This is a genomic window from Enterobacter sp. SECR19-1250 (assembly GCF_013391025.1).
Taxonomy (GTDB): Bacteria; Pseudomonadota; Gammaproteobacteria; order Enterobacterales; family Enterobacteriaceae; genus Enterobacter; species Enterobacter cloacae.
In genome coordinates this window covers 72,400-99,011 of the sequence record NZ_JACASJ010000002.1, presented here as the reverse complement: position 1 = coordinate 99,011, position 26,612 = coordinate 72,400, and the positions used below count along the sequence as shown (strand labels likewise).

Annotated in this window: 25 protein-coding genes, 1 pseudogene and 1 riboswitch; of the genes and pseudogenes, 8 read left to right on the top strand and 18 right to left on the bottom strand. The window is 57.8% G+C overall.

The window, feature by feature from the left end; translation table 11 throughout:
- Nucleotides 1-67 precede the first annotated feature (67 nt).
- Nucleotides 68-817: an SDR family oxidoreductase gene (locus HX884_RS01070; protein WP_178327503.1), complete on the top strand. Its 750-nt coding sequence runs from the start codon at nucleotides 68-70 to the stop codon at nucleotides 815-817.
- A gap of 1 nt (nucleotide 818) precedes the next feature.
- Here HX884_RS01070 and HX884_RS01065 read toward each other — a convergent pair whose 3' ends face one another.
- Nucleotides 819-1,322, bottom strand: a complete 504-nt coding sequence (locus HX884_RS01065; RefSeq protein WP_023620983.1) for a DedA family protein — start codon at nucleotides 1,320-1,322, stop codon at nucleotides 819-821.
- Nucleotides 1,323-1,478: 156 nt separating this feature from the next.
- A riboswitch (M-box (ykoK) riboswitch) is annotated at nucleotides 1,479-1,648 on the top strand.
- A 59-nt stretch (nucleotides 1,649-1,707) separates the two neighbouring features.
- Between HX884_RS01065 and HX884_RS01060 the strand changes: the two genes are divergently transcribed.
- A complete protein-coding gene (locus HX884_RS01060) occupies nucleotides 1,708-2,709 on the top strand; it encodes a magnesium transporter (RefSeq protein ID WP_040021574.1) in 1,002 nt (333 codons plus the stop codon).
- Nucleotides 2,710-2,751: 42 nt separating this feature from the next.
- On the opposite strand, the gene HX884_RS01055 is transcribed toward HX884_RS01060, so the two are convergent.
- A complete protein-coding gene (locus HX884_RS01055; protein ID WP_038419069.1) occupies nucleotides 2,752-3,828 on the bottom strand; it encodes a LacI family DNA-binding transcriptional regulator in 1,077 nt (358 codons plus the stop codon).
- Nucleotides 3,829-4,098: 270 nt separating this feature from the next.
- Here HX884_RS01055 and HX884_RS01050 point away from each other — a divergent pair, with 270 nt between their 5' ends.
- The gene (locus HX884_RS01050; RefSeq protein WP_178327515.1) at nucleotides 4,099-5,364 is read left to right on the top strand and encodes a maltoporin; all 1,266 of its coding nucleotides are present in this window, start codon (nucleotides 4,099-4,101) and stop codon (nucleotides 5,362-5,364) included.
- 102 nt (nucleotides 5,365-5,466) lie between these two features.
- On the opposite strand, the gene HX884_RS01045 is transcribed toward HX884_RS01050, so the two are convergent.
- The 6 genes from HX884_RS01045 to HX884_RS01020 all read right to left on the bottom strand — a co-directional run bounded on the left by HX884_RS01045 (nucleotide 5,467) and on the right by HX884_RS01020 (nucleotide 12,571).
- Nucleotides 5,467-5,709: a PTS transporter subunit EIIB gene (locus HX884_RS01045; protein ID WP_013097212.1), complete on the bottom strand. Its 243-nt coding sequence runs from the start codon at nucleotides 5,707-5,709 to the stop codon at nucleotides 5,467-5,469.
- 130 nt (nucleotides 5,710-5,839) lie between these two features.
- Nucleotides 5,840-7,897 carry a beta-galactosidase gene (locus tag HX884_RS01040; protein WP_023620985.1) on the bottom strand — a complete coding sequence of 686 codons (2,058 nt, stop codon included), beginning with the start codon at nucleotides 7,895-7,897 and terminating at the stop codon, nucleotides 5,840-5,842.
- Between the two features lie 29 nt (nucleotides 7,898-7,926).
- Nucleotides 7,927-9,129: an arabinogalactan endo-beta-1,4-galactanase gene (locus HX884_RS01035; protein ID WP_178327502.1), complete on the bottom strand. Its 1,203-nt coding sequence runs from the start codon at nucleotides 9,127-9,129 to the stop codon at nucleotides 7,927-7,929.
- Nucleotides 9,130-9,131: 2 nt separating this feature from the next.
- Complete coding sequence (locus HX884_RS01030) at nucleotides 9,132-9,983, bottom strand: sugar ABC transporter permease (RefSeq protein WP_013097215.1); 852 nt, start codon at nucleotides 9,981-9,983, stop codon at nucleotides 9,132-9,134.
- Nucleotides 9,984-9,994: 11 nt separating this feature from the next.
- Nucleotides 9,995-11,299, bottom strand: a complete 1,305-nt coding sequence (locus tag HX884_RS01025) for a carbohydrate ABC transporter permease (protein WP_029883250.1) — start codon at nucleotides 11,297-11,299, stop codon at nucleotides 9,995-9,997.
- A 57-nt stretch (nucleotides 11,300-11,356) separates the two neighbouring features.
- The gene (locus HX884_RS01020) at nucleotides 11,357-12,571 is read right to left on the bottom strand and encodes an extracellular solute-binding protein (protein ID WP_178327501.1); all 1,215 of its coding nucleotides are present in this window, start codon (nucleotides 12,569-12,571) and stop codon (nucleotides 11,357-11,359) included.
- Nucleotides 12,572-12,892: 321 nt separating this feature from the next.
- Here HX884_RS01020 and HX884_RS01015 point away from each other — a divergent pair, with 321 nt between their 5' ends.
- Nucleotides 12,893-14,008: an ABC transporter ATP-binding protein gene (locus tag HX884_RS01015; RefSeq protein WP_045902790.1), complete on the top strand. Its 1,116-nt coding sequence runs from the start codon at nucleotides 12,893-12,895 to the stop codon at nucleotides 14,006-14,008.
- Here the strand turns inward: HX884_RS01015 and hpxK are convergent.
- The 7 genes from hpxK to hpxU all read right to left on the bottom strand — a co-directional run bounded on the left by hpxK (nucleotide 14,005) and on the right by hpxU (nucleotide 20,353).
- On the bottom strand, nucleotides 14,005-15,273 hold the full coding sequence (hpxK, locus tag HX884_RS01010) for an allantoate amidohydrolase (protein ID WP_178327500.1): 1,269 nt from the start codon (nucleotides 15,271-15,273) through the stop codon (nucleotides 14,005-14,007). The genes HX884_RS01015 and hpxK overlap by 4 nt on opposite strands.
- Nucleotides 15,240-16,481, bottom strand: coding sequence for an alanine--glyoxylate aminotransferase family protein (locus HX884_RS01005; RefSeq protein WP_178327499.1), 1,242 nt, complete (start codon nucleotides 16,479-16,481; stop codon nucleotides 15,240-15,242). Before HX884_RS01005 ends, hpxK begins: the two co-directional genes overlap by 34 nt.
- 13 nt (nucleotides 16,482-16,494) lie before the next feature.
- Complete coding sequence (locus HX884_RS01000; protein ID WP_178327498.1) at nucleotides 16,495-17,232, bottom strand: amino acid ABC transporter ATP-binding protein; 738 nt, start codon at nucleotides 17,230-17,232, stop codon at nucleotides 16,495-16,497.
- Entirely contained in the window at nucleotides 17,213-17,869 is a 657-nt protein-coding gene (locus tag HX884_RS00995) for an amino acid ABC transporter permease (RefSeq protein ID WP_178327514.1), read from the bottom strand. Before HX884_RS00995 ends, HX884_RS01000 begins: the two co-directional genes overlap by 20 nt.
- Complete coding sequence (locus tag HX884_RS00990) at nucleotides 17,869-18,534, bottom strand: amino acid ABC transporter permease (RefSeq protein ID WP_178327497.1); 666 nt, start codon at nucleotides 18,532-18,534, stop codon at nucleotides 17,869-17,871. The genes HX884_RS00995 and HX884_RS00990 overlap by 1 nt, the downstream gene beginning before the upstream one ends.
- Before the next feature lie 4 nt (nucleotides 18,535-18,538).
- On the bottom strand, nucleotides 18,539-19,321 hold the full coding sequence (locus HX884_RS00985; RefSeq protein ID WP_023620992.1) for a transporter substrate-binding domain-containing protein: 783 nt from the start codon (nucleotides 19,319-19,321) through the stop codon (nucleotides 18,539-18,541).
- Nucleotides 19,322-19,513: 192 nt separating this feature from the next.
- A complete protein-coding gene (gene hpxU / locus HX884_RS00980; RefSeq protein WP_013097225.1) occupies nucleotides 19,514-20,353 on the bottom strand; it encodes a MurR/RpiR family transcriptional regulator HpxU in 840 nt (279 codons plus the stop codon).
- Between the two features lie 145 nt (nucleotides 20,354-20,498).
- Between hpxU and hpxW the strand changes: the two genes are divergently transcribed.
- Genes hpxW through hpxZ form a run of 4 tightly spaced genes read left to right on the top strand, consistent with a single transcriptional unit; the run spans nucleotide 20,499 to nucleotide 24,058 of the window.
- Nucleotides 20,499-22,082: an oxamate amidohydrolase gene (gene hpxW, locus HX884_RS00975; RefSeq protein ID WP_178327496.1), complete on the top strand. Its 1,584-nt coding sequence runs from the start codon at nucleotides 20,499-20,501 to the stop codon at nucleotides 22,080-22,082.
- A 10-nt stretch (nucleotides 22,083-22,092) separates the two neighbouring features.
- Complete coding sequence (gene hpxX, locus HX884_RS00970; RefSeq protein ID WP_023620993.1) at nucleotides 22,093-22,281, top strand: oxalurate catabolism protein HpxX; 189 nt, start codon at nucleotides 22,093-22,095, stop codon at nucleotides 22,279-22,281.
- Complete coding sequence (locus HX884_RS00965; RefSeq protein WP_178327495.1) at nucleotides 22,278-23,675, top strand: AtzE family amidohydrolase; 1,398 nt, start codon at nucleotides 22,278-22,280, stop codon at nucleotides 23,673-23,675. Before hpxX ends, HX884_RS00965 begins: the two co-directional genes overlap by 4 nt.
- Complete coding sequence (hpxZ, locus tag HX884_RS00960) at nucleotides 23,672-24,058, top strand: oxalurate catabolism protein HpxZ (RefSeq protein WP_020689671.1); 387 nt, start codon at nucleotides 23,672-23,674, stop codon at nucleotides 24,056-24,058. The genes HX884_RS00965 and hpxZ overlap by 4 nt, the downstream gene beginning before the upstream one ends.
- Nucleotides 24,059-24,173: 115 nt before the next feature.
- Here hpxZ and puuE read toward each other — a convergent pair whose 3' ends face one another.
- From puuE to HX884_RS00945, 3 genes and pseudogenes are all read right to left on the bottom strand, one after another.
- Nucleotides 24,174-25,073, bottom strand: coding sequence for an allantoinase PuuE (gene puuE / locus HX884_RS00955; RefSeq protein ID WP_226836439.1), 900 nt, complete (start codon nucleotides 25,071-25,073; stop codon nucleotides 24,174-24,176).
- Nucleotides 24,991-25,866, bottom strand: a pseudogene (gene hpxA / locus HX884_RS00950) (allantoin racemase). The gene puuE and the pseudogene hpxA overlap by 83 nt, the downstream one beginning before the upstream one ends.
- On the bottom strand, nucleotides 25,866-26,582 hold the full coding sequence (locus HX884_RS00945; protein ID WP_178327494.1) for a GntR family transcriptional regulator: 717 nt from the start codon (nucleotides 26,580-26,582) through the stop codon (nucleotides 25,866-25,868). The pseudogene hpxA and the gene HX884_RS00945 overlap by 1 nt, the downstream one beginning before the upstream one ends.
- Between the last annotated feature and the right edge of the window lie 30 nt (nucleotides 26,583-26,612).

Sequence of the window (26,612 nt, the reverse complement as noted above, 5' to 3'; positions counted from 1 at the left end):
TACCTAGTTTCCTTTCGATACTAACGTTTCTATAGTGCTTTCTCCAGAGACATTTCAGGAGAAGAACATGGGTCGTTTAGCAGGTAAATATACGCTGATTACCGGCGGAACCAGCGGCATTGGCCTTGCCACTGCGCAGGTGTTTCTCGCCGAAGGGGCGCATGTCGCCGTCACCGGTCGTAACCCGGAAACGCTCGCCGAAGCAGAGCGCATTCTGGGCGATAAGGCCTGGGTGATCCCGACCGATGCGGGAGATATTGCTTCGCAAAAAGCGCTGGCGGAGACGCTTGCCACCCGCTGGCCACGCCTGGACGCGGTGTTTCTCAACGCCGGCGACGTGACGCACGCACCGCTGGAAGCGTGGCAGGAAGAGGCCTGGGATCGTCTGATGGGCATCAACCTGAAGGGACCGTTCTTTTTAATTCAGGCGCTGCTGCCGCTGCTGAATAATCCGTCCTCGGTGATCCTGTGCGGCTCCGTAAGCGCGCGCATCGGCCTGCCCACCAGCAGCGTGTATGCCGCGAGCAAGGCCGCCCTGCTGTCGCTGGCACGCACACTGTCGGCAGAGCTGTTACCGCGCGGCATTCGCGTTAACGGTCTGAGCCCCGGCCCGGTAGAAACCCCGGCCTTTACGAAAACGGGCTTAAGCGAAGAGACGCTTAACGCGATGATGGCGGAGATCATCAAGCTTGTGCCGCTGGGCAGAATGGGCTCGACGACGGAGCTGGCAAAAGCCGCGCTCTATCTGGCCTCCGACGAATCCAGCTACACGGTAGGAACGGAACTGCTGGTGGACGGCGGAATGGGAAGTTTGTAACTCAAAAGGCGCTGATGCCGGTGACAATGCCGACATACAGCGCCGCCCAGACGGCGGCAGAAAACAGGCTGACCGCGTAAACCTTCACCCGGTTGAGCCTGAGCATGCCCGCCGCCAGCGGCACGATATAGCGCAGTACCGCCAGAAAACGGGCGGTGAAGAGCACCAGCACGCCGTTTTTCTGTAGCTGATGCTGCACCCGCAAAAATGTATCGGCATGTTTTGAGGTAATGCGCGTCACCAGCCGCGTATGCCCCATCAACTGACCGATATGATAGTTCAGCAGCGAACCGAGCGTGGCCCCCATTACCACCGCCAGCCACGTCAACGCCGGATGCAGGCTCGCCTGGCTGACGGTGATCCCGGTCAGCAACATCACCGAGGCGGGCGGCAGCACGGAGGAGATCAGCACCGTGGATTTACTCAAAGCCAGCACGAAGAGTAGCGCAAAGAGATGCGTCGGATAATGCGCAAAATGATTGAGCAGATTGTCAAACCACGCCACCTTGTTCTCCTCGTGAATATTTATCCTCCCATTAAAGTCGAGCAAGTTTAAATAAAGGCTCAACGCGTCATGAATAATGAATACATAAACATTCCCTAAACATTTTTTAAATTCCAGAGCGGGAAAATAAAATAAGCGTATTATCCCGCTGGTTTACAACGATCTCGTTATGGCGAGGCTCCTGTACAAATACACGTTATCGCTCTGGCAGGTTCGAGAGAACCCGCACAGGGTAAAACAGGCACTGTCGAATCAAGGCTTTGTCAGTATAACTTCCCTTACGGGATACGGTGTACAGTGCTGAACCCAGGACGTGGGGATCTCCTCTTCGACATGCCCTGTCTTGCTCGCCCCTGAGAGATTTTTTATTCAAAGGGAATTCACTATGTCTTACGCTATTCACAACCAGAACCCGGTATTCAATGACAGCGCCATCGCGCAATATATGAATACCGATTTTATCGTCCTCGATATTTCATTATGCGTGGCGCTGGCGCGCGAGCAGTTTTTCGAAAAATTAAAAGACGATGATATTCCGTCGCATATTTTCATTGAAGATCAGGGTCGCCTGGCAGGCATGATTGCGGTACGCAAATTACTGCAAACCACCGATACCGTACAGCCGGTAAAATCGCTGATGCTGTCGCAATTTCTGCAGGTCAAACCGGAAGATGAGCGGGCCGATGTCGCCGGACTGCTGGCTCACAGCGGTGCGGATGTAGTGCCTGTTGTCACCCACGGCAAGCTGGTTGGCTGCCTCACCGAGCGCGAAATGGCTCACCTGCTGGAAGACGATGTCACCGAAGATGCCCAGCGCCAGGGGGCCACGCTGCCGCTGGAAAAGCCCTATCTGGAGACCAGCGCCTTCAGCCTGTGGAAAAAACGCTCCGTCTGGCTGCTGCTGCTGTTTGTCGCGGAAGCCTACACCAGCTCGGTGATCCAGCACTTTGAAGAGGCGCTGGAGTCCGCCATTGCGCTGGCATTTTTTATCCCGCTGCTGATTGGCACCGGTGGGAACAGCGGAACGCAGATCACCTCCACGCTGGTGCGCGCCATGGCGCTGGGTGAAGTGCATCTGCGCGATGTCGGTCGCGTACTTTGCAAAGAGATGACCACCTCACTGATGATTGCCGTCACGCTCGGTATTGCCGGGTGCATCCGCGCATGGATGATGGGGATTGGGCTGGAAATTACCCTTATCGTCAGCCTGACGCTGGTGTGCATTACGCTGTGGAGTGCCATAGTCTCGTCCGTTATTCCCATGGTACTCAAGCGCTGCGGCATTGACCCGGCCGTCGTCTCCGCGCCGTTTATCGCGACGCTTATCGACGGTACCGGGCTGATTATCTACTTCAAAATCGCCCAGTATACGCTGGGGCTGGAGTAATCTTACGAGCACCTCTTTCCTGTGATTGAGGTGCTCACTCCGCTACACATCACCCAGTTGATGCGCAATCTCGCGCAGCTGCTGGGCCAGCGCCTGGAGGTTTTTTCCCTTCTCCCCTTTCGGCCCGGTGGACTGTCGCACCACCAGACGGGCAGGTAAAATCGAAGACATGCGCAGGGCACTCTCTTCGCCGCTGTCCAGAATGCGGCGCACCGCCTCTTTGCCCTGCAGATCTAAATCCAGTGAGACCGTCGTCAGCGCCGGGTAGAAGAACGAGCTTTCGTAGGTATCATCGTAGCCAATCACCGACTTCTCGCCAGGAATGGAAATCTGCTGCTGGTGGAAGGCGCTCAGTACGCCCAGCGCCATCTGGTCGTTGGCCACCAGTACAGCGGAAAACTGCGGCGTTTCGCGCAACATCTGCAGCGCACCGGCATACCCGCTCTGCGCATCCCAGTTGCCGCGGATCACCGAAGCGGGCTCCAGCCCGTAACCCTTCAGGGTTTCGATCCAGCTTTTTAGCCTCAACTGTGCCGACACAGAGGACTCCGGCCCCGCCAGCAGGGCGATGTCGCGATGGCCCAGCTCATAAAGGTATTTAACGCTGGCGCGGGTCCCATCCGCCGGGTTAAACGAAACGTTAAACACAGAACTGTACGGGTCGACATCCAGGAAAAGACAGACGATATCGTCGTTGTCGGTGGCGATTTTCTGCGCCTCTTCGGCCTCCAGAGGCACGTTAATGATCACCTTGCTCACCAGCTGGGACTTCAGTTCGTTGATAGAGTCCTGAATACTTTGGTTGACGTTCTCATCTATCATCGAGATCAGTACCTGGTATCCCTCCACGTTCGCATAGCGTTTTACCGCTGCCGCCACCTGAGAAGGCGCGTGCAAAGCCAGTGAAATGGTCACCAGCCCGACGGTCTGGCTCTGCTTGCCTACCAGTTGCTGGGCCAGGCGATTCGGCACATACCGCAATAACTCTATGGATTTCTCAACCTTGTGGCGCGTGGCCTCGGATACATTGGCAGATTTATTCAGTACCCTGGACACGGTCTGATAGGAGACGCCTGCATGGCGTGCGACGTCCTCTAACGTTGCGCTTTTCGACTTCATGGTCCGGTTCCTTATGTTGTTATGCGATGATTGTAACAGGGGCGCTGTAAAAAAACGCTCACTGCCCTCACTTCGCAGACATAACACCATCAAAAAGTATTACGTTCACAGTGCCATAATTTGTGGCACAGCTCATCACTCGTAACAAAATTGTCTATTTTATTTGCAGTTAATCACACATTTAGGATCGTTCAATTGCCAGCCAGAAGGTTTAGGCATTTTATGACAGCTGTTTTGTGAGCGTATTACAAAAACAATAAGAGGGTAACAATAAACACGACGATCCGCTCTGTATCCGTTGCGCTGGCTGCCGCGTTAGCGTCTCCATCGCTGTTTGCTGCGTCTTCAGTACCGATTGATTTTCATGGCTATCTTCGCTCCGGCGTGGGCGTCTCACGGGATGGTGGGATGGAGGAGTGGCAGAAGAATAAAATAGGCCGTCTGGGTAACGAAGCCGATACCTACGGCGAGCTGGAACTGGGCTCTGAGGTCTACAAAAAGAACGACGTGAGCTTTTATCTCGACAGCATGGTGAACATGGTGTCTGACGGCTCTAACGATAACGAAACCACCTTTGGCGACGACGCTCAGTTTGGCCTGCGTCAGCTTAACCTGCAGATCAAGGGGTTGATCCCGGGCGATCCGAATGCGGTTATCTGGGGTGGGAAGCGCTATTACCAGCGTCATGATCTGCACATCATTGACACCAAATACTGGAACATCTCGGGATCCGGTGCAGGTATTGAAAACTATACGCTCGGCCCTGGCGCGGTCTCTGTGGCCTGGATCCGCGGCGATGCCAACGACGTGGACTACCGCGTTGACGGTGATAACGACGTGAACATCAACTATATCGATCTCCGCTATGCGGGCTGGAAACCGTGGGCAGGCGCGTGGACGGAAGTGGGTATTGACTATGCCATGCCAAACCCGACCAACAAACAGAAAGAGTATGGCGGACTGTACGAGGCCGACAACGGCGTGATGGTAACCGGAGAGATCAGCCAGGATATGCTGGGTGGCTATAACAAGCTGGTGCTGCAGTATGCCAACAAAGGTCTGGCGCAGAACATGGTTTCCCAGGGGGGCGGCTGGTACGACATGTGGAACTATGTGAACGATGCCAGCGGCTACCGCGTGATTAATACCGGCTTAATTCCCATTACCGATAAGCTCTCCTTTAACCACGTCCTGACCTGGGGCTCGGCGGATGACACCACGCAGTATACCGATAAATCGCGCCTGATTTCGCTGGTGGGCCGCGCGCAGTATCAGTTCACCGAATATGTGCGTCTGATTGGTGAAGTGGGCGGGTTCTACCAGAAAGATACCTATACCGACGGTTCAAACTACAAGCAGAGTGGTGAGAAGTACACGATCGCCTTAGGTCTGGCGGACGGACCTGATTTCATGTCACGTCCCGAGCTACGCGTGTTTGCCTCTTATCTTAATGATTCCGAACATGGGAAATCCTTCGAAGACGGCACCGCCAGTAATACCTGGAACTTCGGCGTGCAGGTTGAAGCCTGGTGGTAATATTTATTTCTAAAATGCGTTAATCGTTATTGTATCTCCAACAACTGGCAGTTTATTCGCCTTTTTCGGGATAGCCATTATTTTGGCTATCCCTTTTTTTATTTACTGATTAAAATGTTCATCTAATAACTGACGTAAGGCATCAGACTGCCTGCCAAAAATGGCATGCACCTGCTGGCCAATAATAATTACCCCCAGCGCCCCTTCATTCTGTAATGCCTCTGAGTCAACTTTATTTAAATCTTTTACCGTCACGCGCAGGCGGGTAATACAGGCTTCGACGTGTTCGATATTATCGTCGCCGCCAAATGCGGGAATTAAACGCTGGGTAATTTGACTGTCCATAATACGCCTCATTATATGCAGATAAAAAAATGCCTGCTCGTGGAGCAGGCGTTCTGTGCCTTTTTGCCCGGACGGTGCGGTCTGATGCCCTCACCCCAGTCCTCTCCCACAGGGAGAGGGAGAAAATCAATTACGCTTTACGCCTGAGCACACGACAGTCCCAGGGCAGCAGAGCGGTATCGCCCGCAGCAGCGGCGTCTGTCATGCAGTCGGTATACCCCTGTGGCAGCGTGATGTACTGCTGCTGTGCCGTGTAGTTCTGCACAAACACCCAGGTGGTTTCGCCATCCGTGCGTGCCGTGGCAACCACGCCCGGCGGGAGTTCACCCTCAATGGCGCGCGGTAGTGCCAGCTCGTTGATAATCCCGGCGAAGAAATCGCGCTGGAACGGCAGATCGTTACGTGAAGCGACATGCCACGCCTTGCCTTTACCGACGCGGTTGACCGTTACCGCAGGGCGACCTGCGTAGAAATCATCGCGGTAGGTCGCCAGCACCTGTGCGGACTCAGCGTGGATCAGCTCGCATAAATGCCGCACCTGATACGGCCCCTGCAAACCTGCCGCGTTGCCTGCCAGCCCCTGAATCAGGTTGCGTTCCCCCTCGCCCAGGCACTCGATTTCTTCCGCCCAGATGCCCAGAAGCTTGCGCAGCGGGCCAGGGAAACCGCCCAGATGACAGAGATCGGTCTCATCCACCACGCCGGTCCAGTAGGTCGTCACCAGATGCCCGCCATTAGCCACAAAGGCTTCTGCCCGCTCGGCAAACCCTTCGCGTACCATATAAAGCATGGGGGCCACCACCAGCGCGTAGTCGCTCAGATCGCCGTCAGCGTCAATGACATCCACCGCAATGCCTTTTTCCCAGAACGGACGATAGTGCTCGTTGACGGTTTTTTCGTACTCCATTCCCATATTGCGCGGACCTTCGGCATCATCCAGCGCCCAGCGGTTTTGCTGGTCGAAGACAATCGCCACCCGGGCCTCGGTACGGCAACCTGCGACCTCCGGCAGGCGTGCCAGCATCTCGCCCAGGCGCGTCACTTCACGCCCGACGCGGGTATCCAGATGACCCACGTGGTCGATAACCGCGCCGTGGAATTTCTCCACCGACCCGCGGCTTTTACGCCACTGGAAGTACTGCACCGAATCCGCTCCGTGCGCCACCGCCTGCATTGACGAGAGAATATGCATCCCCGGCTTTTTCAGCTTGCTGGTTGGCTGCCAGTTGGTGGTGCTCGGCGTCGACTCCATCAGCACGAAGGGCTTACCGCCCTTCAGGCTACGCATCATGTCGTGATACATGGCGGTGTAGCAGGCGAGCGCCGTTTCGTCTTTCTCCTTGTGCCACATCGGATAGCTGTCCCAGGAGATAAAGTCGATCGCCTTCGCAAGCTGCCAGTAGTCGTAGTCGTAGAAATACTCCATAAAATTGGTGGTTACCGGCAGTTCCGCATTCGCTACTTTTAGCGGGGCCACTTCATGGCGGCAGAAATCGGTCACCTGTGCGGTATTGAAGCGACGCCAGTCGAGGTTGAGGCCGTGAATCGACACTTCTCCCTGCGGCGCAGGGGACTCTATCTGCGACCAGTCGGTGTAGGTGTGGCTCCAGAAGGTGCTCCACCACGCGTGGTTCAGCGCGTCCAGGGTTTTATAGCGCGCCTTCAGCCAGTCGCGAAAACGTGCCTGACACAGGTGACAATGACATTCGCCGCCGTATTCATTAGAGATATGCCAGCCCAGTACCGCCGGATGGTGTGAATAACGCTCCGCCAGCAGGCGGTTAATGGTGAATGTCTTCTCACGGTACACTGGCGATGACATGCAGTGGTTATGCCGGCCTCCGTGCAGCGCGGGCACGCGGTTGCGCCCGACGCGCAGCACCTCAGGGTATTTTTGCGACATCCACGCCGGACGCGCGCCGCTTGGCGTAGCAAGGAAAATATGAATACCTGCCGCATACAGTTTTTCAATAATATTATCCAGCCACGCAAAATCATATTCCCCTTCACGCGGCTCCAGCTTTGCCCAGCTAAATATGCCCACCGACATCACATTACATTTTGCCTGCTGCATCATGGCAATATCTTTTTCAATAATACCGGGATAATTCTCCCATTGCTCCGGGTTATAGTCGGCGCCATGCAATAACGCCGCGACCTTTGGGCTTAAAGGCGCAAATTTATTCATATTAAAAACGTCCTGAATGAAGATAAAAATTATTTAAATACCGTTATTGATGGCAGCACTTTTCCCTGGCAATCAAATAACGCCTGATTCTCGCGGGCATTCCCCTCTTTCCATTCGTCATGGATATATTTCATGCCGGCTTTGGTCGCCCACGTGGTGCCCGGTACGGCAATCCAGGTCGGCTCCCAATAAAAGATGCCTTTGCCACGGTGGTCCGGAACATCAATAACGGACTGCATTAAATCGTGAATATAATCGTACTGGCCCTGAACGGTACCCGGATAGCCGCCGTCTTTTTCTTCTTTCGCCTGGAAGCTGTTCTCAGCGTTATCGCAGTTGTCCAGCGTATAGCCATATGCCGCTTCCACCACAATCACGTCTTTGTTATAGCGCTTGCTGATGTCATCCATATTGGCCTTCAGCGCGCTAATCGGGCCGTTCCAGTAGGTGTACATTGACAGGCCGATGATATCGAATGGCACGTCGCGCTTCGCGATTTCGTCAAACCACCAGCGGAAGGTGTCATTTTTAGTGCCTTCGGCCAGGTGCAGCATGATTTTCACCTGCTCGCCGCCGGTCAGATTCTCTTTTAGCCCGCCAATCGCGGCGTTGAGCAGTCCGACCAGACGGTCAAACTCGCCGCCGCCCTGCCCCCAGCTTTTGCCTTCCGGCCACAGCATGCCGCCGTTGATTTCGTTACCGATCTGCACCATGTCCGGCAGGACGCCCTCTTTCTTAAAGCGGGCGATGGTGTCGCGGGTGTAGTCATGGATCGCCGTTTTAAGCTGCGGGTAGTCCATTTTCTCCCAGGCTTTCGGCTTGAACTGTTTGCCCGGATCGGTCCAGAAATCGCTGTAGTGGAAATCGAGCAGCAGCTTCAGGCCCTGCGCCTTCACGCGCTTCGCCAGCGCAATCGTGTTTTCCAGGTTGTTACTGCCACCGCCATAGGTCTTGCCGCTCGCATCCTGTGGATCAACCCACAGGCGCAGGCGTACGGTGTTCACGCCGTTGGCCTTCAGGATCGCAATCGCATCCTGCTGCTGGCCGTTCTGGTTATAGAATTTCGCGCCGTGTTGTTCGGCTTCCAGTAGGGTCGAAATATCCGCCCCCTTAATAAAATCTGCAGGCATGGCGTTAAACGGACGCGTTTTCACCGCGTCGGCAGCAAAAGCACTCGCGGCAAGGCCACATGAGAGGCAAACGGCGAGCAAAGCGGGTTTGAGTCTTTTCATGGTTATCCTTTGGTACTCCCGGAGGTCAGGCCGGAGACGAAGTATTTTTGTAACGCCAGGTAGAGGATCGCCACCGGCACCGCAATCAGGACCGCGCCTGCCGCGTAGGTGGTGTAGCTGGCCCCCATTTTTTGCGCCACCAGGTTATAAAGCCCGATGGGTAAGGTGTATTTGTCCGGGGTGCGCAAAATGGTGCTGGAGAGGATGAAATCCCCCAGCGGCCCGGTGAAGGAGAACAGCGCCACCACCGCCACAATCGGCTTCGAAAGCGGCATGATAATTTCGATGAAAATCCGGAAATTACTGGCCCCGTCCATGCGCGCGGATTCATCCAGATCTTTCGGGATGGCATCGAGGTAGCCTTTCATCAGGTAAGTGTTCATCGGGATCATGCCGCCCACGTAGATCAGCACCAGCGCCAGATGGCTATTGATAAGGCCCAGCAACTGCGACAGCACGAAGATGGCAATCAGCGCCGAGAACTGGGGGATCATCTGCAGCAGCAGGAACAGCATCAGACCGTTCTGACGCCCCTTAAAGCGAAAGCGCGAAAACGCGTAGGCGGTAAAGCTGACGCTGATTAAGGTCAGTACCATGGTCAGGAAGCTGATTTTCATTGAGTTCCAGTACCAGGTCATGTAGTTCACCTGGCCGTTGAACAGGTCGGCATAGTGCTGCACCGAGAAGTTCTCTGGAATAATCGACGAGCTCAGCAGGCTATTACCCGCGTTAAACGACGCACCGACCGTCCACACCAGCGGGTAAATGATGATTATCGAGACCAGCACGATAACCAGCCAGGAGAGCGAGAGGCGAACCCACTTCTCACGTTTAATACTTTGTGATTGAGCCATTGTTACGTTCCTTACGCCATGTCGTCATTTTTGAACGATTTCGTGGCGCGGAACTGCCACAGCGCCAGCCCGACGACAAAGATCGACAGCAGGATAGTGATGGTCGCCGCAATCGCATATTGCGAAGAGGACATCGTCAGTTTGTAGATCCACGACACCAGGATATCCGTCCCACCCGCATTCGACCCTACCACCGCCGGTCCGCCGTTATTAAACAGGTAGATGATGTTGAAATTATTGAAGTTGAAGGTGTATTGCGTGATCAGAATCGGCGCAATCGAGTAAAGCACCAGCGGCAGCGTGATGGTACGCAACTTAGTCGCGCTGCTGGCGCCGTCCATGGTCGCCGCTTCGTACAGATCGTCCGGAATGGCCTGCAGCACGCCGGTGGTCATAGCGAAAACAAACGGGAAGCCGAGCCAGGTCTGCATCATAATCAGCGCCGTTTTGGTCCAGAACGGATCGGTCATCCAGGCTTTTGGCGCGATGCCGAAGAAGGCCAGAATGGCGTTGTTGATCACCCCAAAGGAGTCGTTAAACATTCCGGCAAACACCAGGATGGTGACAAAGCCCGGCACCGCCCAGGGCAGAATGAAGATGGTGCGGATCAGCGGTTTAAAGCGCAGATCTTTCTGGTTCACCAGAATGGCCAGCAGCACGCCTACTGAACATTGCAGCGTGGTAGCGAGCAGGGTCCAGACCACCGTCCACTGCAGCACGTCGAAGAAGGTCGAACGCCAGATGGAGAGCGTGAAGATATTGATGAAGTTCTTAAACCCAACCCAGTCCACCAGCTTAGCCGGCGGCGTGTGATAGAGGTTGTAGTTGGTAAAGGCAATGGCAAAGCCGAACAGGATCGGGAAAACCACTACAAACACCAGCAGGATAAAGCCGGGCGTGATCATAAGATACGGGAAGCCGTCGCTCAGCAACATCTGGTACTGCTTGCGCACGCTGTTAAGCGCAAGTCCCGCATCGCGTTTTCTGCCATTCACCCACGCATCACGCATCGACAGGTACCAGACCATCACGCCAAACGCGGCGATCAGCACGCTGATGATCCCCTCAGCCAGCAGGAAGATGGAGTTGTCCCGCGGCACCTCCTCGCCCAGCGTCACCAGCCCCCATAGCCCTTCGCGCAGAAAATCGGCAAATACGCCGAGAAAACTGACCAGCAGTACCAGGAAGATGATCCCTTTCAGCCACTGACGATGGTAGAACTGACCGAAGCCGGGGATGAACGCCAGCAGCAGGCCGGTCCAGGCATGGCGCCCGGCCCCGTGCGGTCTGGCAAAATTTTCCGGGATGATACTCACAGACAACTCCTTTCAAAAAAACGGGAGAGAGTCCTCCCGTTTTGCGACGGCAGAAAATTACTGGTTGCTGGCCTGCATGGCTTCGATTTGCATCTGGACCTGTTTTTCTGCGCTATCCAGCGCGGCTTTAGGATCCTGTTTGCCGGTCAGGCTCAACTCCAGCGCGGCGTTGGCTGGCCCCCAGACTTCACCCATTTCAGGGATGCCCGGCATGGCAGTTGCGCGCGCCGACTGTACCGCGACGGCACTCGCTTTTTCGTCGTTTTTGATAACTGGATCGTCGATCATCGCGGTAAGCGGCGGGATTTCACGCGTGGCGATGTAGCGCGTTTTCACATACTGCGGCTGGTTGATGAATTCGATAAATTTCTGCGCCAGGGCTTTGTCTTTGCTCCACGTGGAGACAACGTAGCCTTTCACGCCAAGGAAAGAACTCATAGGCTTGCCGTCGGGCAGCGTTGGCAGCGGCGCAACGCCGTAGTTGATCCCTGCTGCTTCATACGGCTGGAATGCCCACGGCCCATTGATCACGGCTACCGCTTTCTTCTCGGTGAACAGGGAGTCAATGGCGTTCAGACCGTTGTCACCGATTATCCCGGCCGGGAAGATCCCGTCGGCGTAGAATTTTTTAAGGTACGTCACGGCCTCTACCGCGCCCGGCTTGTTCAGGCCAACGTCGCTGGCGTTATAGCCGCCCTTGTCGTTATGACCGAAGATGTAGCCGCCCATCGGAGAAATTGCCCCCCAGCTGTAGTAAATCTGGTCGAACTTGGCGAGCAGGCCGTACTGGTTTTTCGCGCGCTGCTGTTTCGAAAAGTCATACCAGTCCTGCAGCGAATTGAGGGGCTTGTCGATAAGGTCTTTGTTGTAAATCAGCACCAGCGTCTCGACCGCTTTCGGTACGCCGTAGAGGGCATTATCCATTTTGAAGGCATTGATTGAGGCCGGGGTGTACTGTTCGGTCTGCTTAGCCTCCAGATTCAGGGGGGTCAGCAACCCTTGCACTACGGCGCCGCCCAGCTGATCGTTAGGGATCACCAGCACGTCCGGGCCAATGCCCGCCGGGCCGTCCAGACGCAGTTTTTCCAGCTGCTGGGCGTAAGGGGTTTCCTGGACGTTAACATTAACGTCGTACTGTTTTTCAAAGTCAGCCACCGCCTCTTTTATACCGGATGACTTCTTGATGTCTTCCCAGACGTTAAGCTGCGTGGTGGCATGTACCTGCACCGAGAGCGTAGAGAGGATCAGAGCGGCAAGTAGGTTCTTTTTCATTACAAACCTCATGTGAAGGTATAACAATTTTATGGTTGTTATGACATTTAACGCCTTATCTACCTCATCTAAAATTCAGCAAAATCAGATGCTGCATGTATGACGTCAAATATCTTTGGTTTGGTATACGCTACCCTTCACATCATGATAACTCTACAAAAAACTGTAAGTTGTGTGATCGTCATAACATTAATGGAAAATCTGTATAGGGCGCATGAATACTGGAAGTTATAGTCAATACAGACAAATTGCACCGTCCAGCCATGTTGAATCTGATTGTTATACGTAAAACATAGGCAGCGGTTTACTCGGGGAACACTGATGTCAAACATACAGTTAAGGAATGTCACCAAGCGCTTTGGCGACACCGTTACCTTGCACAACGTGAATCTTGAAATTGAAGACGGGGAATTCGCCGTCTTTGTTGGCCCTTCCGGCTGTGGTAAATCGACCATGCTGCGCATGATTGCCGGTCTGGAGGAGATTAGCGAAGGTGAAGTCTTAATCGGTAATGAGGTCATGAATGACGTCGCGCCTTCCCACCGCGGCGTGGCCATGGTGTTTCAGTCCTACGCGCTCTATCCGCACATGACGGTCGCCGAAAACATGGGCTACGGGCTGAAAGTGAATAAGGTTCCAAAAGAACAGATCCGTCACCAGGTGGAGATGGTGGCAAAAACGCTGCAGCTCTCCCACCTGCTGGACCGCAAACCTAAACAGCTTTCGGGCGGGCAGCGCCAGCGCGTGGCAATAGGCCGCGCCATCGTGCGTAACCCGCGCGTCTTTATGTTTGATGAACCGCTCTCTAACCTGGACGCCGAACTGCGCGTCGAGATGCGTCTGCACCTTGCCCGCCTGCATCAGGAGCTGAAAACCACCATGGTGTATGTCACGCACGACCAGATCGAAGCGATGACCCTGGCCGACAAGATCGTGGTCATGAACTATGGCAAGGTTGAGCAGATGGGCGCCCCGATGGATCTCTATTACAAACCGGCAAATAAGTTTGTCGCCGGGTTTATCGGTTCTCCGAAGATGAACTTTCTGCCGGCGACCGTTGAAGCCTGGCAGCCAGGTAAGCTTACCGTCAGGCTATCGCAACAGAAGTCGCTCACGCTCGCGATAACCACCACACCACTGCAGCCGGGAAGTCAGGTCACGCTGGGCATCCGCCCGGAACATTTAACCACCGACCTTTACCGCGGCACGCGGCTGGAATTTAACTGTGAAGTGGTGGAGCGACTGGGAAACAATACTTACCTGTTTGGGCAATGCTATGGCCATGACAACGTGAAGATCTTGCTGCCGGGCGACGTGAAGTTCGCGCCCTGGCAGAAGATAGACGTGGCGTTTGACGACCATCACTGCATGGTTTTTGACGACCAGGATGTACGGGTGAGCGCTGATATCGAAGATGCGGTGCGTTCGGTGGCTTAACGCGCGCCACCGTCAGCCAGCGCTCTCACCGCCCGCCCAAATGCCTCAATCGCCAGCGCAACATCCTCAGCCATCACCGACTCCGCCGGATGATGGCTGATGCCCCCCTTGCAGCGCACAAATAACATCCCCACCGGCCAGCGTTCTGCCAGCGCAATGGTGTCGTGCCCGGCACCGCTCGGCAGCGATAGCGTACGGCCCTGAACCGATGTCACGGCCTCCCCTAACAGCGATTGCAGTCTGGCATCGCAGGGCGTGGCGGCGATCCGGTAAAACTCCTCGGCGCTGAAACTGAGCCCACGTCGGGCTGCGATCTCTTCCGCCTGAATGAGCAGTTCAGTGAGCAGTGCGTCCAGCGGGGCATCCTGCGGGCCGCGAATATCCAGCGATAGCGCCACCTCGCCGGGAATCACATTGATCGCGCCGGGCAGGCAGCGTAACGCCCCCACCGTGGCAACCAGATTGCCGCCGCGCTGTCGGGTGGTGTTTTCAACCTGCACCATCCATTCGGCAGCCGCGGCCAGGGCATCTTTACGGTGAGCCATCGGCACGGTTCCGGCATGCCCGGCTTCGCCGGTAAAGAGACAGTTCAGACGCCGCGCACCGTTAATGGCTTCCACCACCCCCAGCGCCAGCCCCTCCTGCTCCAGACACGGCCCCTGTTCAATATGCAGCTCCAGACAGGCGCTGAAGTCGTCCTGATGTCGCGCGGCAAGCGATACCCTTGCGGGATCCAGCCCCGCCTGCACCATCGCCTGCGCCACGCTTATGCCACTGGTATCACAGGTATCAAGCCAATTCTCCGGCCAGGTTCCCGTCAGGCCGCGACTGCCTAACAGCGTGATGCCGAAGCGGGTTCCCTCTTCGTCGCAGAAGCCAACAATCTCGATGGCCTGCGCCAGGCGCACGCCCTGCTGATGCAGGCTGTCCACCACTTCAATGGCGGTGAGCACGCCGAGCATGCCGTCGTAGCGCCCGGCATTGCGCACGGTATCCAGATGCGAACCAAGCAGTATCGCCGATGCGCCCTCCTGCTGCGCCTCATAGCGCCCGCATATATTCCCGACGCTGTCCTGCCAGACGGTCATGCCCGCCTGGTTCATCCACTGCCCGACCAGCTGGTTGGACTGCAGATGCTGCGTGGAAAGATAAACCCGCGTCAGGCCGTCCGGGGTTTCGCTGATGGCGGCCAGCGCATCGGCACGGGCCATCACCCGCTCTGCCGCCGGGCTCATTGTGACGTCTCGCGGCGATAATGATCCCATGCGGCCTGCATCGCCGCCCCCTGGGGCGTAGTGAATTTCAGGTAGTTCAGCACCGACTCCAGCGCGCTCAGGGTGGTCATTACGCAGTCTTTACGGGCGTTATAACCCATGGTGCCAATGCGCCATACCTTGCCGTGCAGCGGGCCAAACGAGGTGCCAATTTCGATACCGAAATCTTCCAGCATCAGCTTACGCACCTGATCGCCGTTAACGCCCTGCGGGATCACCACGCCCAGCACGTTGTTCATCTTGTGCTTCAGATCGCCAAAGGTCTCCAGCCCCATCGCCTGAATGCCTTTCAGCAGCGCATCGCCGTGCAGCTTGTGCCGGGCGATGCCGTTGTCCAGCCCTTCCTGGAGGATCAGCCGCGCGCATTCGCGGGCGCCAAACAGCGCGGTGGTGGCTTCAGTGTGATGGTTCAGCCGCTCCGGCCCCCAGTAATCCATCACCATGCCGAGATCGAAATAGTTGGAGTAGATCATCTCCTCGTCGCCGTCGCGATGGGCGTCGGTGCGGATCCCCTCCTCGATGCATTTGCGGCGGCGGATCGCCTCTTCCATGCGTGGGCTCAGGGTGATCGGTGACGTGCCGGACGGGCCGCCGAGACATTTCTGCATGCCAGCGGAGACGGCATCCAGCCCCCAGGCATCGGTTTCCAGCGCGTTCCCCCCGAGCGACGCGGTGGCGTCGGTGTAAAACAGCACGTCATAACGGCGGCAAATCGCGCCGAGCTCGGCCAGCGGCTGCAGCATGGTGGTGGAGGTGTCCCCCTGCACGGTCAGCAGCAGACGGGGACGAATACGTTTGATGGCATCCTCCACCTGATCCGGGGTAAACACCTCGCCCCACGGCACCTCGATGGTATGCACTTCCGCCCGGCAGCGGCGGGCGATTTCGCACAGCAGATGGCCGAAGCGGCCAAACACTGGCACCAGCACTTTATCGCCCGGGCGAATGGCCGACACCAGAATCGCCTCAATGCCCGCGCGGGAGGTGCCGTCCACCAGCATCGTCCAGCGGTTTTCGGTGCGGAACACCCCGCGATAGAGCGCCATCACCTCGTTCATGTAGTGGGTCATCGCCGGGTCGTACTGACCAATCAGCTGGCTGGACATGGCGCGCAGCACGCGCGGATCGGCATTGATCGGCCCCGGCCCCATCAACAGACGCTGCGGCGGATTAAGTTGCGGAAATTGAGCGATATCCATTGTTAAGTCCTTATCAGTTGAGGCCGCGCACGGAGGAGATGAACTGCTTCAGTTCGGTGGTCTGCGGGTTAGCGAAAAGCGTTTTGCTGTCGCCCTGCTCCCAGACTTTCCCCTGGTGCATAAACACCACGCGGTCGCCCACTTCGCGGGCAAAATTCATTTCATGGGTCACGAGAATCAGGGTCATCCCTTCTGCTGCCAGCTGCTCCAGCACCTTAAGCACTTCGCCCACCAGTTCCGGGTCGAGCGCGGAGGTGATCTCGTCACAAAGTAAGACTTTTGGCGACATCGCCAGCGCACGGGCAATTGCCACGCGCTGCTGCTGGCCGCCGGAGAGACTCGACGGGTAGTAATCCAGACGTTCGCCGAGGCCCACTTTCTCCAGCATCTGCTGCGCCAGCGCCCGGCATTCGGCGGCGCTTTTCTTCAGCACCCGACGCGGGGCGAGCATCACGTTTTCCAGCGCCGTCATGTGCGGGAACAGGTTAAAGTTCTGGAACACCATCCCGACCGAGCGGCTGATTTCACGCGCCTGGGAATCCCGGTCGGTAATGGTCATGCCGCCAAGCTTGATGCTGCCGTCCTGATACCCTTCCAGACCGTTGATGCAGCGCAGCAGGGTGCTTTTGCCGGATCCGCTGCGCCCGATAATCGAAATCACCTGGCCCATGTCGATATCGAGATCGACCCCCTTCAGGACATGGTTATCGCCGTAGTACTTCTGCACCTGATTAATGGTGATGAGAGGCATTGAATTTAGTCTCCAGATAACGGCTGTAACGCGACAGCGGATAACACAGAATGAAGTAGCCCAGCGCCACCAGCGCAAAGACCTTAAACGGTTGATAAGTGACATTGGTGAGCATCGTCCCGGCTTTGGTCAGCTCGATAAAGCCGATGATTGACGCCAGCGCCGTGCCCTTAATCACCTGGACGGCAAAACCGACCGTCGGCGCAATCGCAATCCGCAACGCCTGCGGCGCGACCACCCGATAAAGCGTCTGGCCAAAGGTCAGCCCCAGACAGCGCGACGCTTCCCACTGCCCTTTGGGCAGCGCGCGAATGCTGCCAAACCAGATATCAAGCAAAAACGCGCTGGTGTAGAACGTGAGGGCCAGCGATGCGGCGGTCCATGGCGAGACATCGATGCCGAACAGCGCCACGCCGAAGAACACCAGAAATAGCTGCATCAGCAGCGGTGTACCCTGAAACAGTTCGATATAGCCGCGGATCAGGCGCATGATCATTCGCCCGCCAGTGAGACGCAGCAGCAGCAGCGGCAGGGTCACCACCGCGCCGCCGACAAACGCCACCAGCGACAGCAGTATCGTCCAGCGCCCGGCCAGCAGCAGGTTGCGAATAATGTCCCAGTCGGTAAAGGTGGTCATCATGCCTGTACCCCCAGCCATTTGCGTCCTGCCGCCATCATCAGCTGACGCAGGGTAATCGACAGCGCTAAGTAAATCCCGGTTGTCACCAGATAAACCTCAAAGCTCAGAAACGTTCTGGACTGGATCAGGTTGGCGGCAAAGGTCAGCTCTTCATACGAGACCTGAGACACCACTGACGAGCCGAGCATCACGATAATGCACTGGCTCACCAGCGCCGGATAAATACGCTGTAGCGCAGGCGGTAACACCACGCGAATGAAGGTCTGGGTGCGGGTCAGCCCCAGCACGCGTCCGGCCTCCCACTGCCCTTTTGGTGTCACCTGAATGCCCGCCCGGACAATCTCCGTGCTGTACGCGCCCAGATTGATCACCATCGCCAGCAGTGCCGCCTCACCCGCCGTCATCTTCAGCCCCATATTGGGCAGGCCAAAGACGATAAAAAACAGCTGCACCACAAACGGCGTGTTACGGATAATCTCCACGTAACCGCCCCAGACCCGGCTAAACCACGTCGCCCGCCCGCTGCGAATAGCCGCCCCGAAAATACCAATCGTCAGACCGCCCAAGGTCGCCATCACCGTCAACTGGATGGTGACCCACAGCCCGGCCAGCAGCGCCGGCCAGTGCGGCCAGAGCTCAGAGAAATGGAGTTGCTCTGTCATTGCCTTACACGCCGAGGCTTGCCGGCAGCGGCGCCTTGAGCCACTGCTCAGAGAAGCCGTTCAGGGTGCCGTCTTTAATACCCTGTTCAATCAGCGCATCCACTTTCGCCTTCAGCGCTGGTTCATTTTTCTTCAGCCCGATAAAGCACGGTGAATCTTTCAGCATAAAGCTCGGCACCGGAGCTTTCTCCGCGTTCTGGCGCGAGATGGCCGCCACTACGAGGTTGCCGGTGGCCACATACTGTACCTGTCCGGACAGATACGCCGACAGCGTGGTGTTGTTGTCCTCATAGCGTTTTACGTCTGCGTCTTTCGGCGCCAGGCTGGTCAGCACCATGTCCTCGACCGCGCCACGCGTCACGCCGATGGTTTTACCGCTCAGGGCGGCGGCATCTTTCAGCTCTGCGCCTTTCGGGCCAAACACCCCGAGGAAGAACGGCGCATAGGCGCGGCTGAAATCGATCACCTTTTCACGTTCCGCATTCTTACCGAGGCTTGAAATGACAAGGTCAACTTTGTCGGTTTGCAGATACGGCACGCGGTTGGCGCTGGTCACCGGGACCAGTTGCAGCTTGACCTTCATCTGTTTGGCCAGATAACGCGCCATATCGATGTCATAGCCCTGCGGCTGCAGATCGGTTCCGACCGAGCCAAACGGCGGGAAATCCTGCGGCACGGCAATGCGAATGGTGCCGCGTTTTTCAATATTTTGAAGCTGGTCCGCCTTTGCCGGCAGGTTAGTGAAGAGACAAACGGCCCCGGCCAGTGCAATCAACAATTTTTTCATGGTGCTTCCCCGTAACGTTAACATGAAACAAAAGATTCTTTGAATTTGATTTTGCAACTAATGTGCCAGATAAAGCGAAACGCGGGATTTTGTTGTAAAGCCTGATAAAAAAAAGGCGGGGCGTAAAAGCTCTCTCTTTTTCGCCCCGCCTCACTGCACCATTTCAATGCAAAGCACCACACCGATGCCCCATTATCGTTGTTCGAGCTCGTCCAGGTGCTGATAAAGGGTGGCGATCTCATGAATGCGCGGACGGCCTTTATCGAGGATTTCATGCAGGAAGGCGTTTGCCAGCAGGTTGATCAGACTGTTGACCGAGGCGTAGCTGTCATAGGCTGAGACGCTGTCCAGCGGAGCACAGAGCTGCCAGCTCGCCAGCGGAAACAGACTGTGCGCCTGCGGCTCGCACATCAGCAGCACCGGAATACCACTGCTCTGAAGCTGCTGCAGCAGCGGGCGGATAATGCGCGGTCGGCGACGAAAGGCCATCATCACCACCAGATCGTCAGGGGTGAGATCCACCAGCTCTTCGCTCAGGCTCTGACCGGGCTGCGGCAACACCAGCACCTGCCCGCGCGCCTGCAATAGCTGCTGACGCAGGTGCAGCGCCGCGGGATAGGCATTACGCATCCCTATAATGACGATGCGCTTCGCCTTAACCATGCACGCCATCGCGTCGGCAAACTGCCGGGCATCCAGGGCATTCACCCACTGGGTCAGGTTAGCCATCTCCTGCTTATAGTGACGCGCCAGCAGCGTATTGCCCTGCACCGCGTCGCGGTTGTCCGTCAGCGGCATACCGCTCTGGCGCAGGGTACGCAGCTCATCGCGCATGTCCTTATACTTCTCATAGCCCAGACGCTTAAACAGGCGGCTCACCGTGGCTTTCGACACCCCGCTCAGCTGTGCCAGCTCGGCGCTGTTGTAGCTGATCAGGTCGTCGAAGTGATCGAAAATAAAATCCGCCACCCGCTGCTCCTGCGGCGACAGTGACGCGTATTGTGCTTTCAGTCGTTCATCAAGCTGTTCCATAACGCCTCTGTAACGTTTGTTTCATCTCTTGCTCTCTATTCATTAAGCATGCCAGCTTATCAGCCGGGATGACATGAAACTTTTCTTTCATACCTGGAACAGCTTTTGCAGCGCCTTGTGACTTTCAGGGTTATGAGGACTGTTCATGCAAAGTAATGTCTCCGTACACGGAATGGCGGTTGCCCCCCATCATCTTGCCAGCCAGAGCGCGCTGTCTGTGCTGCGCGATGGCGGTAGCGCGATTGAAGCGATGGTCGCGGCAGCGGCCACCATTGCCGTGGTCTATCCCCATATGAATGGCCTGGGCGGTGATGGCTTCTGGCTTATCGTGCCCCCCGGCGGCGAACCGATTGCCATCGATGCCAGCGGCGCGGCGGGATCGCTGGCGACGCTTGCCGCCTATGGCGATCTGGCGCACATCCCCCACCGCGGCCCCCGTGCGGCGCTGACCGTGGCGGGTACCGTCAGTGGCTGGGCGGAGGCGCTTAAAGTCTCACACGCGCTGACGGGCAACGCCCTGCCGCTGACGCGCCTGCTGGCAGATGCCATTGACTATGCCCGCAATGGCACGCCGGTCACGGCCTCGCAGGCCACTGCCACCGCCAGTAAATTCGACGAACTGAAAGACCTGTCCGGCTTCGCAGAAACCTGGCTGGTAGACGGCAAAACACCGGAGGTCGGCAGCCGGTTTTATCAACCGGCGCTGGCCTCCACGCTGACGCAACTTGCCGAAGAGGGTCTGGAGAGTTTTTATCGTGGTCCGCTGGCGGCGCGTCTGGCCCGTGGGATGGAGACGCTCGGCCTGCCCATTACGCTGGCGGATTTGAACGCGCATGTCGCCCGGCGCACCACGCCGCTGAAATTAGCGCATCAGCAGGGTGAGGTCTGGAACCTCGCCCCACCGACGCAGGGGCTGGTCTCGCTGGCGATCCTCGGCATCACCGACCGTCTGGCGATGGCCGATGCCGACGACGCCGGGACAGTGCACCGCATTGTGGAAGCCACCAAACTGGCCTTTGGCCTGCGCGATGCCCACATCACCGACCCGCGCGAGCTGAAAACCGATATCCAGAGCCTGCTGGATCCTGCGGCGCTTCAGGCGCTCGCCGACCGGGTTGACGATAACCATGCCGCGCCGTGGGGCACCGGCAAAGGCTCTGGCGATACGGTGTGGATGGGGGTGATGGATAACAGCGGCCTGGCCGTGTCGTTTATCCAGAGCATTTATCACGAGTTCGGCAGCGGGGTGGTGCTCCCGGATACGGGTATCGTCTGGCAGAACCGGGGGGCGTCGTTCAGCCTCGATCCCGCACATCTTCTGGCTCTCGCGCCGGGCAAACAGCCGTTCCATACCCTGAACCCGGCCGCGGCGCGTCTGAACGACGGACGGGTGATGGTCTACGGCTCCATGGGCGGTGACGGCCAGCCGCAAACTCAGGCCACGCTCTTTACCCGCTATGTGGTGCAGGGTCTGCCGCTGCAGGAGAGCATCTCCCGTGCGCGCTGGCTGCTGGGGCGCACCTGGGGACAAAGCTCAGACACCTTAAAGGTGGAAGGCCGGTTTTCCCCCGAAACGATCGCACGCCTGCAGGCGCTGGGTCACGAGGTGGAGATCTTCCCGGACTTTAGCGAAGCCATGGGCCACGCGGGCGCGATTGTCCGCCACCCGAACGGGCTGTTTGAAGGCGCGTTCGACCCGCGCAGCAACGGCGGCGCCGCCGGATACTGAGGAGAAAACCATGACAACACAACAACCTGACTGGCATGCCTACCTGGCGCAGATGGAGGCCGTGCTGGGCATTGAGCTGGATGACGCCCGCCGCGCGGAGCTTCAGCAGCAGTTTAGCCGCATTGCCGCCATGGCCGCCCCGCTGATGGCGCTGCCGCTTGATGACCGTCTGGAGATCGCAGGAGTATACAAAGCATGAGTCTACACGAGATGAGTATCAGCGCGATCCAGCAGGCGCTGAGTGCAGGCGAGTTAAGCGCCCGCGAAATCGCCCGTCAGACGCTGGAAGATATTGCGCGCATCAACCCGCAGATCAACGCCTGGACGGCGGTTACCGAAGCGCGGATGCTGGCCGAGGCAGAAAATATCGACACCCTGCGCCGGGAAAAGCGCCCCCTGCCGCCGCTGGCGGGCGTGCCTTACGCGGTAAAAAACCTGTTTGATGTGGCCGGGCACACCACCCTCGCCGGAGCCGAGCTGTTCAGCCAGCGTTCCGCTGCCAGCGCAGACAGCTTTGCGGTTCGCCAGCTACGCAGCGCAGGAGGACTGTTGTCCGGGATGGTCAATATGGATGCCTATGCCTACGGCTTTACCACGGAAAACAGCCACTACGGCGCCACGCGTAATCCGCACGATCTGACGCGCATTGCAGGCGGCTCCTCCGGTGGCTCTGCCGCCGCCGTCGCCGCCGGGCTGGTCCATTTTTCACTGGGTACCGACACCAACGGGTCGATTCGCGTCCCGGCGTCCCTGTGCGGAATTTACGGCTTAAAACCGACCTTTGGCCGCCTGTCACGCTCCGGCAGCCACCCGTTTGTCGCCAGTCTCGATCATATCGGACCGTTTGCCCGCCGGGTGTGCGATCTGGCGTCCGTGTACGATGCGCTACAGGGACGAGACACCAGCGACCCTTTTCAGGCAGAGTCCTCCCGCGAGCAGACGCGGCCTTTGCTCGATCGCGGTCTGGATGGCTTGCGCTGCGCCGTCCTCGGGGGGTATTTCAGCACGTGGTGTAACGACGACGCCCGGGAAGCCGTCGCGCGCGCGGCACGTGCTCTTGACGTCCAGGAGGAGTTGCAGTTCCCTGAAGCCGCGCTGTCCCGCTCTGCCGCGTTTATCATCAGCGCCTCCGAAGGGGGGAACCAGTACCTGCCGTCACTTCGCCGTGAACCGGAGCGTTTTGAACCACACTCCCGCGAACGCCTGCTGGCTGGGGCGATGATCCCTTCCGCCTGGTATATTCAGGCCCAGCGTTTTCGCGCCCACGCCCGACAGGCCTGTAAAGCGCTGTTTGAGCAGGCCGACGTGCTGATCGCTCCGGCAACCCCGCGCAGCGCCACGACGATTGGCGAGCAGATCATGGAGATTAACGGGGAACCACTGCCGGTGCGCGCCAGCATGGGGATGCTGACGCAGCCGATCTCATTTCTGGGTTTGCCCGTCACCACCGTTCCGCTACGCACCGCCCAGGGGGCACCGATTGGTCTGCAACTCATCGCAGCGCCGTTTAATGAACAAGCCTGCCTGCGCGTGGCGCGGGTCCTGGAAGCGAGCGGGATAACCGATGCCCGTCCTGCGGAGATGGCAGAATGATGAATCACGACGACATTAACCTTCCCTGGGTGGTGGCGGACGTCACGGCCGCGTTTTATCGCTATGAAGATGCGCTGGTGAGCAACAACATTGCGGTGCTGGATGAGTTGTTCTGGCACGACAAAAACACGGTGCGACTGGGCGCGGGGGAAAACCTTTACGGCATTGATGAAATCCGCGCCTTTCGGGCGGCGCGCCCCTCCGCCGGGCTGCAGCGGACGTTGCGCAATACCGTGATCACCACCTTCGGAGAAGATTACGCGGTGTGCAGCACCGAATTTACCCGCGAGGGGACGGAACGCATTGGCCGCCAGCAGCAGACGTGGGTGCGGTTTGCTTACGGGTGGCGGATCGTGGCGGCGCAGGTGAGTTTGATGTCGTGACGCTGAAAAACCTGCCTGGTGGCGCTGCGCTTACCGGGCCTGCAATGTCCCGTATGCCCTGCGGGTGCTGTAGGCCGGGTAAGGCGCAGCCGCCACCCGGCACAATACGACACCGCTATTTCTGAAACGGATGCACGTCCCGCCAGTGGTCAGCAATCTGCTGGCGGGTACAGACCCAGACCCGCTCATGCTGCTGCACATAATCCAGGAACCGCTGCAGCGCGCGAAAACGGCCCGGACGCCCCAGCAGGCGGCAGTGCATGCCGATGGACATCATCTTCGGCGCGCTTTCACCCTCTTCATACAGCACGTCAAAGCTGTCTTTCAGATAAGTATAAAACTGCTCGGCGGTATTAAACCCCTGGGCGGTGGCGAAGCGCATGTCGTTCGCGTCCAGCGTGTAGGGCACGATCAGGTGCGGTTTACGGCTGCCATCGCTGCAGGCCACTTCCGTCCAAAAGGGCAAGTCGTCGCCATAGTAGTCGCTGTCGTAGTCAAAACCGCCGTGCTCGACCACCAGCTGGCGCGTGTTGGGGCTGTCGCGCCCGGTGTACCAGCCCGCAGGCGGCTTGCCAAACAGATCGGTCAGCACGTGCACCGCTTTGTGCAGATGTTCCCGCTCCTGGTTGATATCCATGTTCTGATAGTGGATCCAGCGCCAGCCGTGGCTGACCACGTCGTAATCCGCCGCCTTAATCGCCGCGACAATCTCCGGGTGACGCGCCAGCGCCATCGCCACGCCAAAGACCGTCAGCGGCAGGCCGCGTTTCTGAAATTCATGATGAATTCGCCAGAACCCGGCGCGGCTGCCGTATTCGTACAGGGAGTCCATGGACATGTGTTTGTCGGGATAGCTGGCCGCTCCGATGATGTCCGAGAGAAACTGTTCCGACCCGGCATCGCCGTGCAGGACGTGGTTTTCTGCCCCCTCTTCATAATTGAGCACAAACTGCACGGCGATGCGTGCCTGATTCGGCCACTGCGCATGCGGCGGGTTGCCTGCGTAGCCACGCAGATCCCGCGGATAACCCTCTTCAAAAAGCCCCATTGCTACCCCCCAAAAATTAAAATGGATTCAATGCCTGAAAATGTCCGCTTAACGGTTTGTTCTCCGGGAAGGCCAGATCCCCGTGCTTGCTGGTTGACAGCCCCAGCGCCACCAGCGATTCCACCATCTTCACCGCCGCACTGACGCCGTCGATCACCGGCACGCGCAGCTCGCGCGTCAGCTCCTGGGCGAGCGTTGCCATCCCGCCACAGCCCAGTACGATGGCGCCGCAGCCATCCTCTTTCAGGGCCTGTATACAGCGCGCGCGCACCTTCTCCTGCGCCAGGCCGCTGCCGTCTTCCAGGGCCAGCACCGGGAGATCAATCGCGTGCAGGGCCGCGCAATGATCCTGAAAGCCATACTGCTGCAGCAGATGACGGGCGATAATCAGCGTGCGCGGCAGCGTGGTGACAATGGAAAAGCGCGTCGCCACCAGCGTGGCCATGTGCATGGCAGCTTCGGCAATGCCGACAACCGGCCCTTGCGCCAGCTCGCGCGCGGCCAGCAGCCCTGGGTCGCCAAAGCAGGCAATCACGTGCCCTTCCACCCCCTGCTCTTGGCCTTTTTTGATTTGCTCAAGGACACCCACGGCAGCAATGGCTTCATCAAAATGGCCTTCGATTGAGGGCACACCCGCACTGGGACAGACCGCGAGGATCTCCGTGCCCGGCGCAGCCACCGCGCGGGCGGCCGCGCCGATGGTTTCCGTCATCGCGAGGCTGGTATTGGGATTAATGACTTGTATACGGACAGACGACATTACGACTCCTTGTGGCTGGCGAACAGCCGGGCAAAATCGGGCAGGCATTCACCTGCCCGTTCGAAACAGAGGCTGGCGACGATATGTTCAAAATGGTGCATTAAGGCATCACTGAGGGGTTGCAGCGCTTTCTGACGCAGCAGCTCCACAAGCTGTTCGTGATCATTGCAGCGACACCCCTGACGCCACGGCGCGCCCCAGGTGGCAATCACCAACGAGGAGCGCTGGCTCAGGCGGGTCACCATCTCCGTCAGGACCTGATTGCCGGAGATGGCCTGCAGCTGAATATGGAAATTTGCGGAGTGGCGGATCGCCGCCGGGCCCTCGTAAGCCTCATGCGCCTGCTGCTCCTGACGGATGATTGACGCCAGCGCCGCCAGATGCGGCGGCTGACAGTGCGCCAGTACGTCCGGTAGATTGGCGACCTCCAGCAGCGCGCGGGTGCGAAAGATCTGCCGGGCCTCTTCGACCGTCGGGCTGGCAACGTGTGCACCACGTTTGGGCGTTAAGGTGACCATTTGCACAGCGGCGAGTCGCTGCAGCACCTTACGGATGCCCGTACGGCTCACGCCAAAGACCTCCGCCAGCGCCTCTTCTGGCAATTTGCTTCCCGGCAGCAGTTGATGTTCGACAATCGCGGTCATCAGCGCCTGAAAGATGGATTCGTCTTTGTCTTGCAGGTCTGGCGCGGCGTGCAGACTGTTCACGTTGTTCATTAACCACTCCACTTTTTACTTTTCGCTATC

Coding starts and splice junctions, on each gene's coding strand:
- HX884_RS01070 (WP_178327503.1), top strand. CDS start 68: ATGGGTCGTTTAGCAGGTAAATATACGCTGATTACCGGCGGAACCAGC.
- HX884_RS01060 (WP_040021574.1), top strand. CDS start 1,708: ATGTCTTACGCTATTCACAACCAGAACCCGGTATTCAATGACAGCGCC.
- HX884_RS01055 (WP_038419069.1), bottom strand. CDS start 3,828: ATGAAGTCGAAAAGCGCAACGTTAGAGGACGTCGCACGCCATGCAGGC.
- HX884_RS01045 (WP_013097212.1), bottom strand. CDS start 5,709: ATGGACAGTCAAATTACCCAGCGTTTAATTCCCGCATTTGGCGGCGAC.
- HX884_RS01040 (WP_023620985.1), bottom strand. CDS start 7,897: ATGAATAAATTTGCGCCTTTAAGCCCAAAGGTCGCGGCGTTATTGCAT.
- HX884_RS01035 (WP_178327502.1), bottom strand. CDS start 9,129: ATGAAAAGACTCAAACCCGCTTTGCTCGCCGTTTGCCTCTCATGTGGC.
- HX884_RS01030 (WP_013097215.1), bottom strand. CDS start 9,983: ATGGCTCAATCACAAAGTATTAAACGTGAGAAGTGGGTTCGCCTCTCG.
- HX884_RS01020 (WP_178327501.1), bottom strand. CDS start 12,571: ATGAAAAAGAACCTACTTGCCGCTCTGATCCTCTCTACGCTCTCGGTG.
- HX884_RS01015 (WP_045902790.1), top strand. CDS start 12,893: ATGTCAAACATACAGTTAAGGAATGTCACCAAGCGCTTTGGCGACACC.
- hpxK (WP_178327500.1), bottom strand. CDS start 15,273: ATGGGATCATTATCGCCGCGAGACGTCACAATGAGCCCGGCGGCAGAG.
- HX884_RS01005 (WP_178327499.1), bottom strand. CDS start 16,481: ATGGATATCGCTCAATTTCCGCAACTTAATCCGCCGCAGCGTCTGTTG.
- HX884_RS01000 (WP_178327498.1), bottom strand. CDS start 17,232: ATGCCTCTCATCACCATTAATCAGGTGCAGAAGTACTACGGCGATAAC.
- HX884_RS00995 (WP_178327514.1), bottom strand. CDS start 17,869: ATGACCACCTTTACCGACTGGGACATTATTCGCAACCTGCTGCTGGCC.
- HX884_RS00990 (WP_178327497.1), bottom strand. CDS start 18,534: ATGACAGAGCAACTCCATTTCTCTGAGCTCTGGCCGCACTGGCCGGCG.
- HX884_RS00985 (WP_023620992.1), bottom strand. CDS start 19,321: ATGAAAAAATTGTTGATTGCACTGGCCGGGGCCGTTTGTCTCTTCACT.
- hpxU (WP_013097225.1), bottom strand. CDS start 20,353: ATGGAACAGCTTGATGAACGACTGAAAGCACAATACGCGTCACTGTCG.
- hpxW (WP_178327496.1), top strand. CDS start 20,499: ATGCAAAGTAATGTCTCCGTACACGGAATGGCGGTTGCCCCCCATCAT.
- hpxX (WP_023620993.1), top strand. CDS start 22,093: ATGACAACACAACAACCTGACTGGCATGCCTACCTGGCGCAGATGGAG.
- HX884_RS00965 (WP_178327495.1), top strand. CDS start 22,278: ATGAGTCTACACGAGATGAGTATCAGCGCGATCCAGCAGGCGCTGAGT.
- hpxZ (WP_020689671.1), top strand. CDS start 23,672: ATGATGAATCACGACGACATTAACCTTCCCTGGGTGGTGGCGGACGTC.
- HX884_RS00945 (WP_178327494.1), bottom strand. CDS start 26,582: ATGAACAACGTGAACAGTCTGCACGCCGCGCCAGACCTGCAAGACAAA.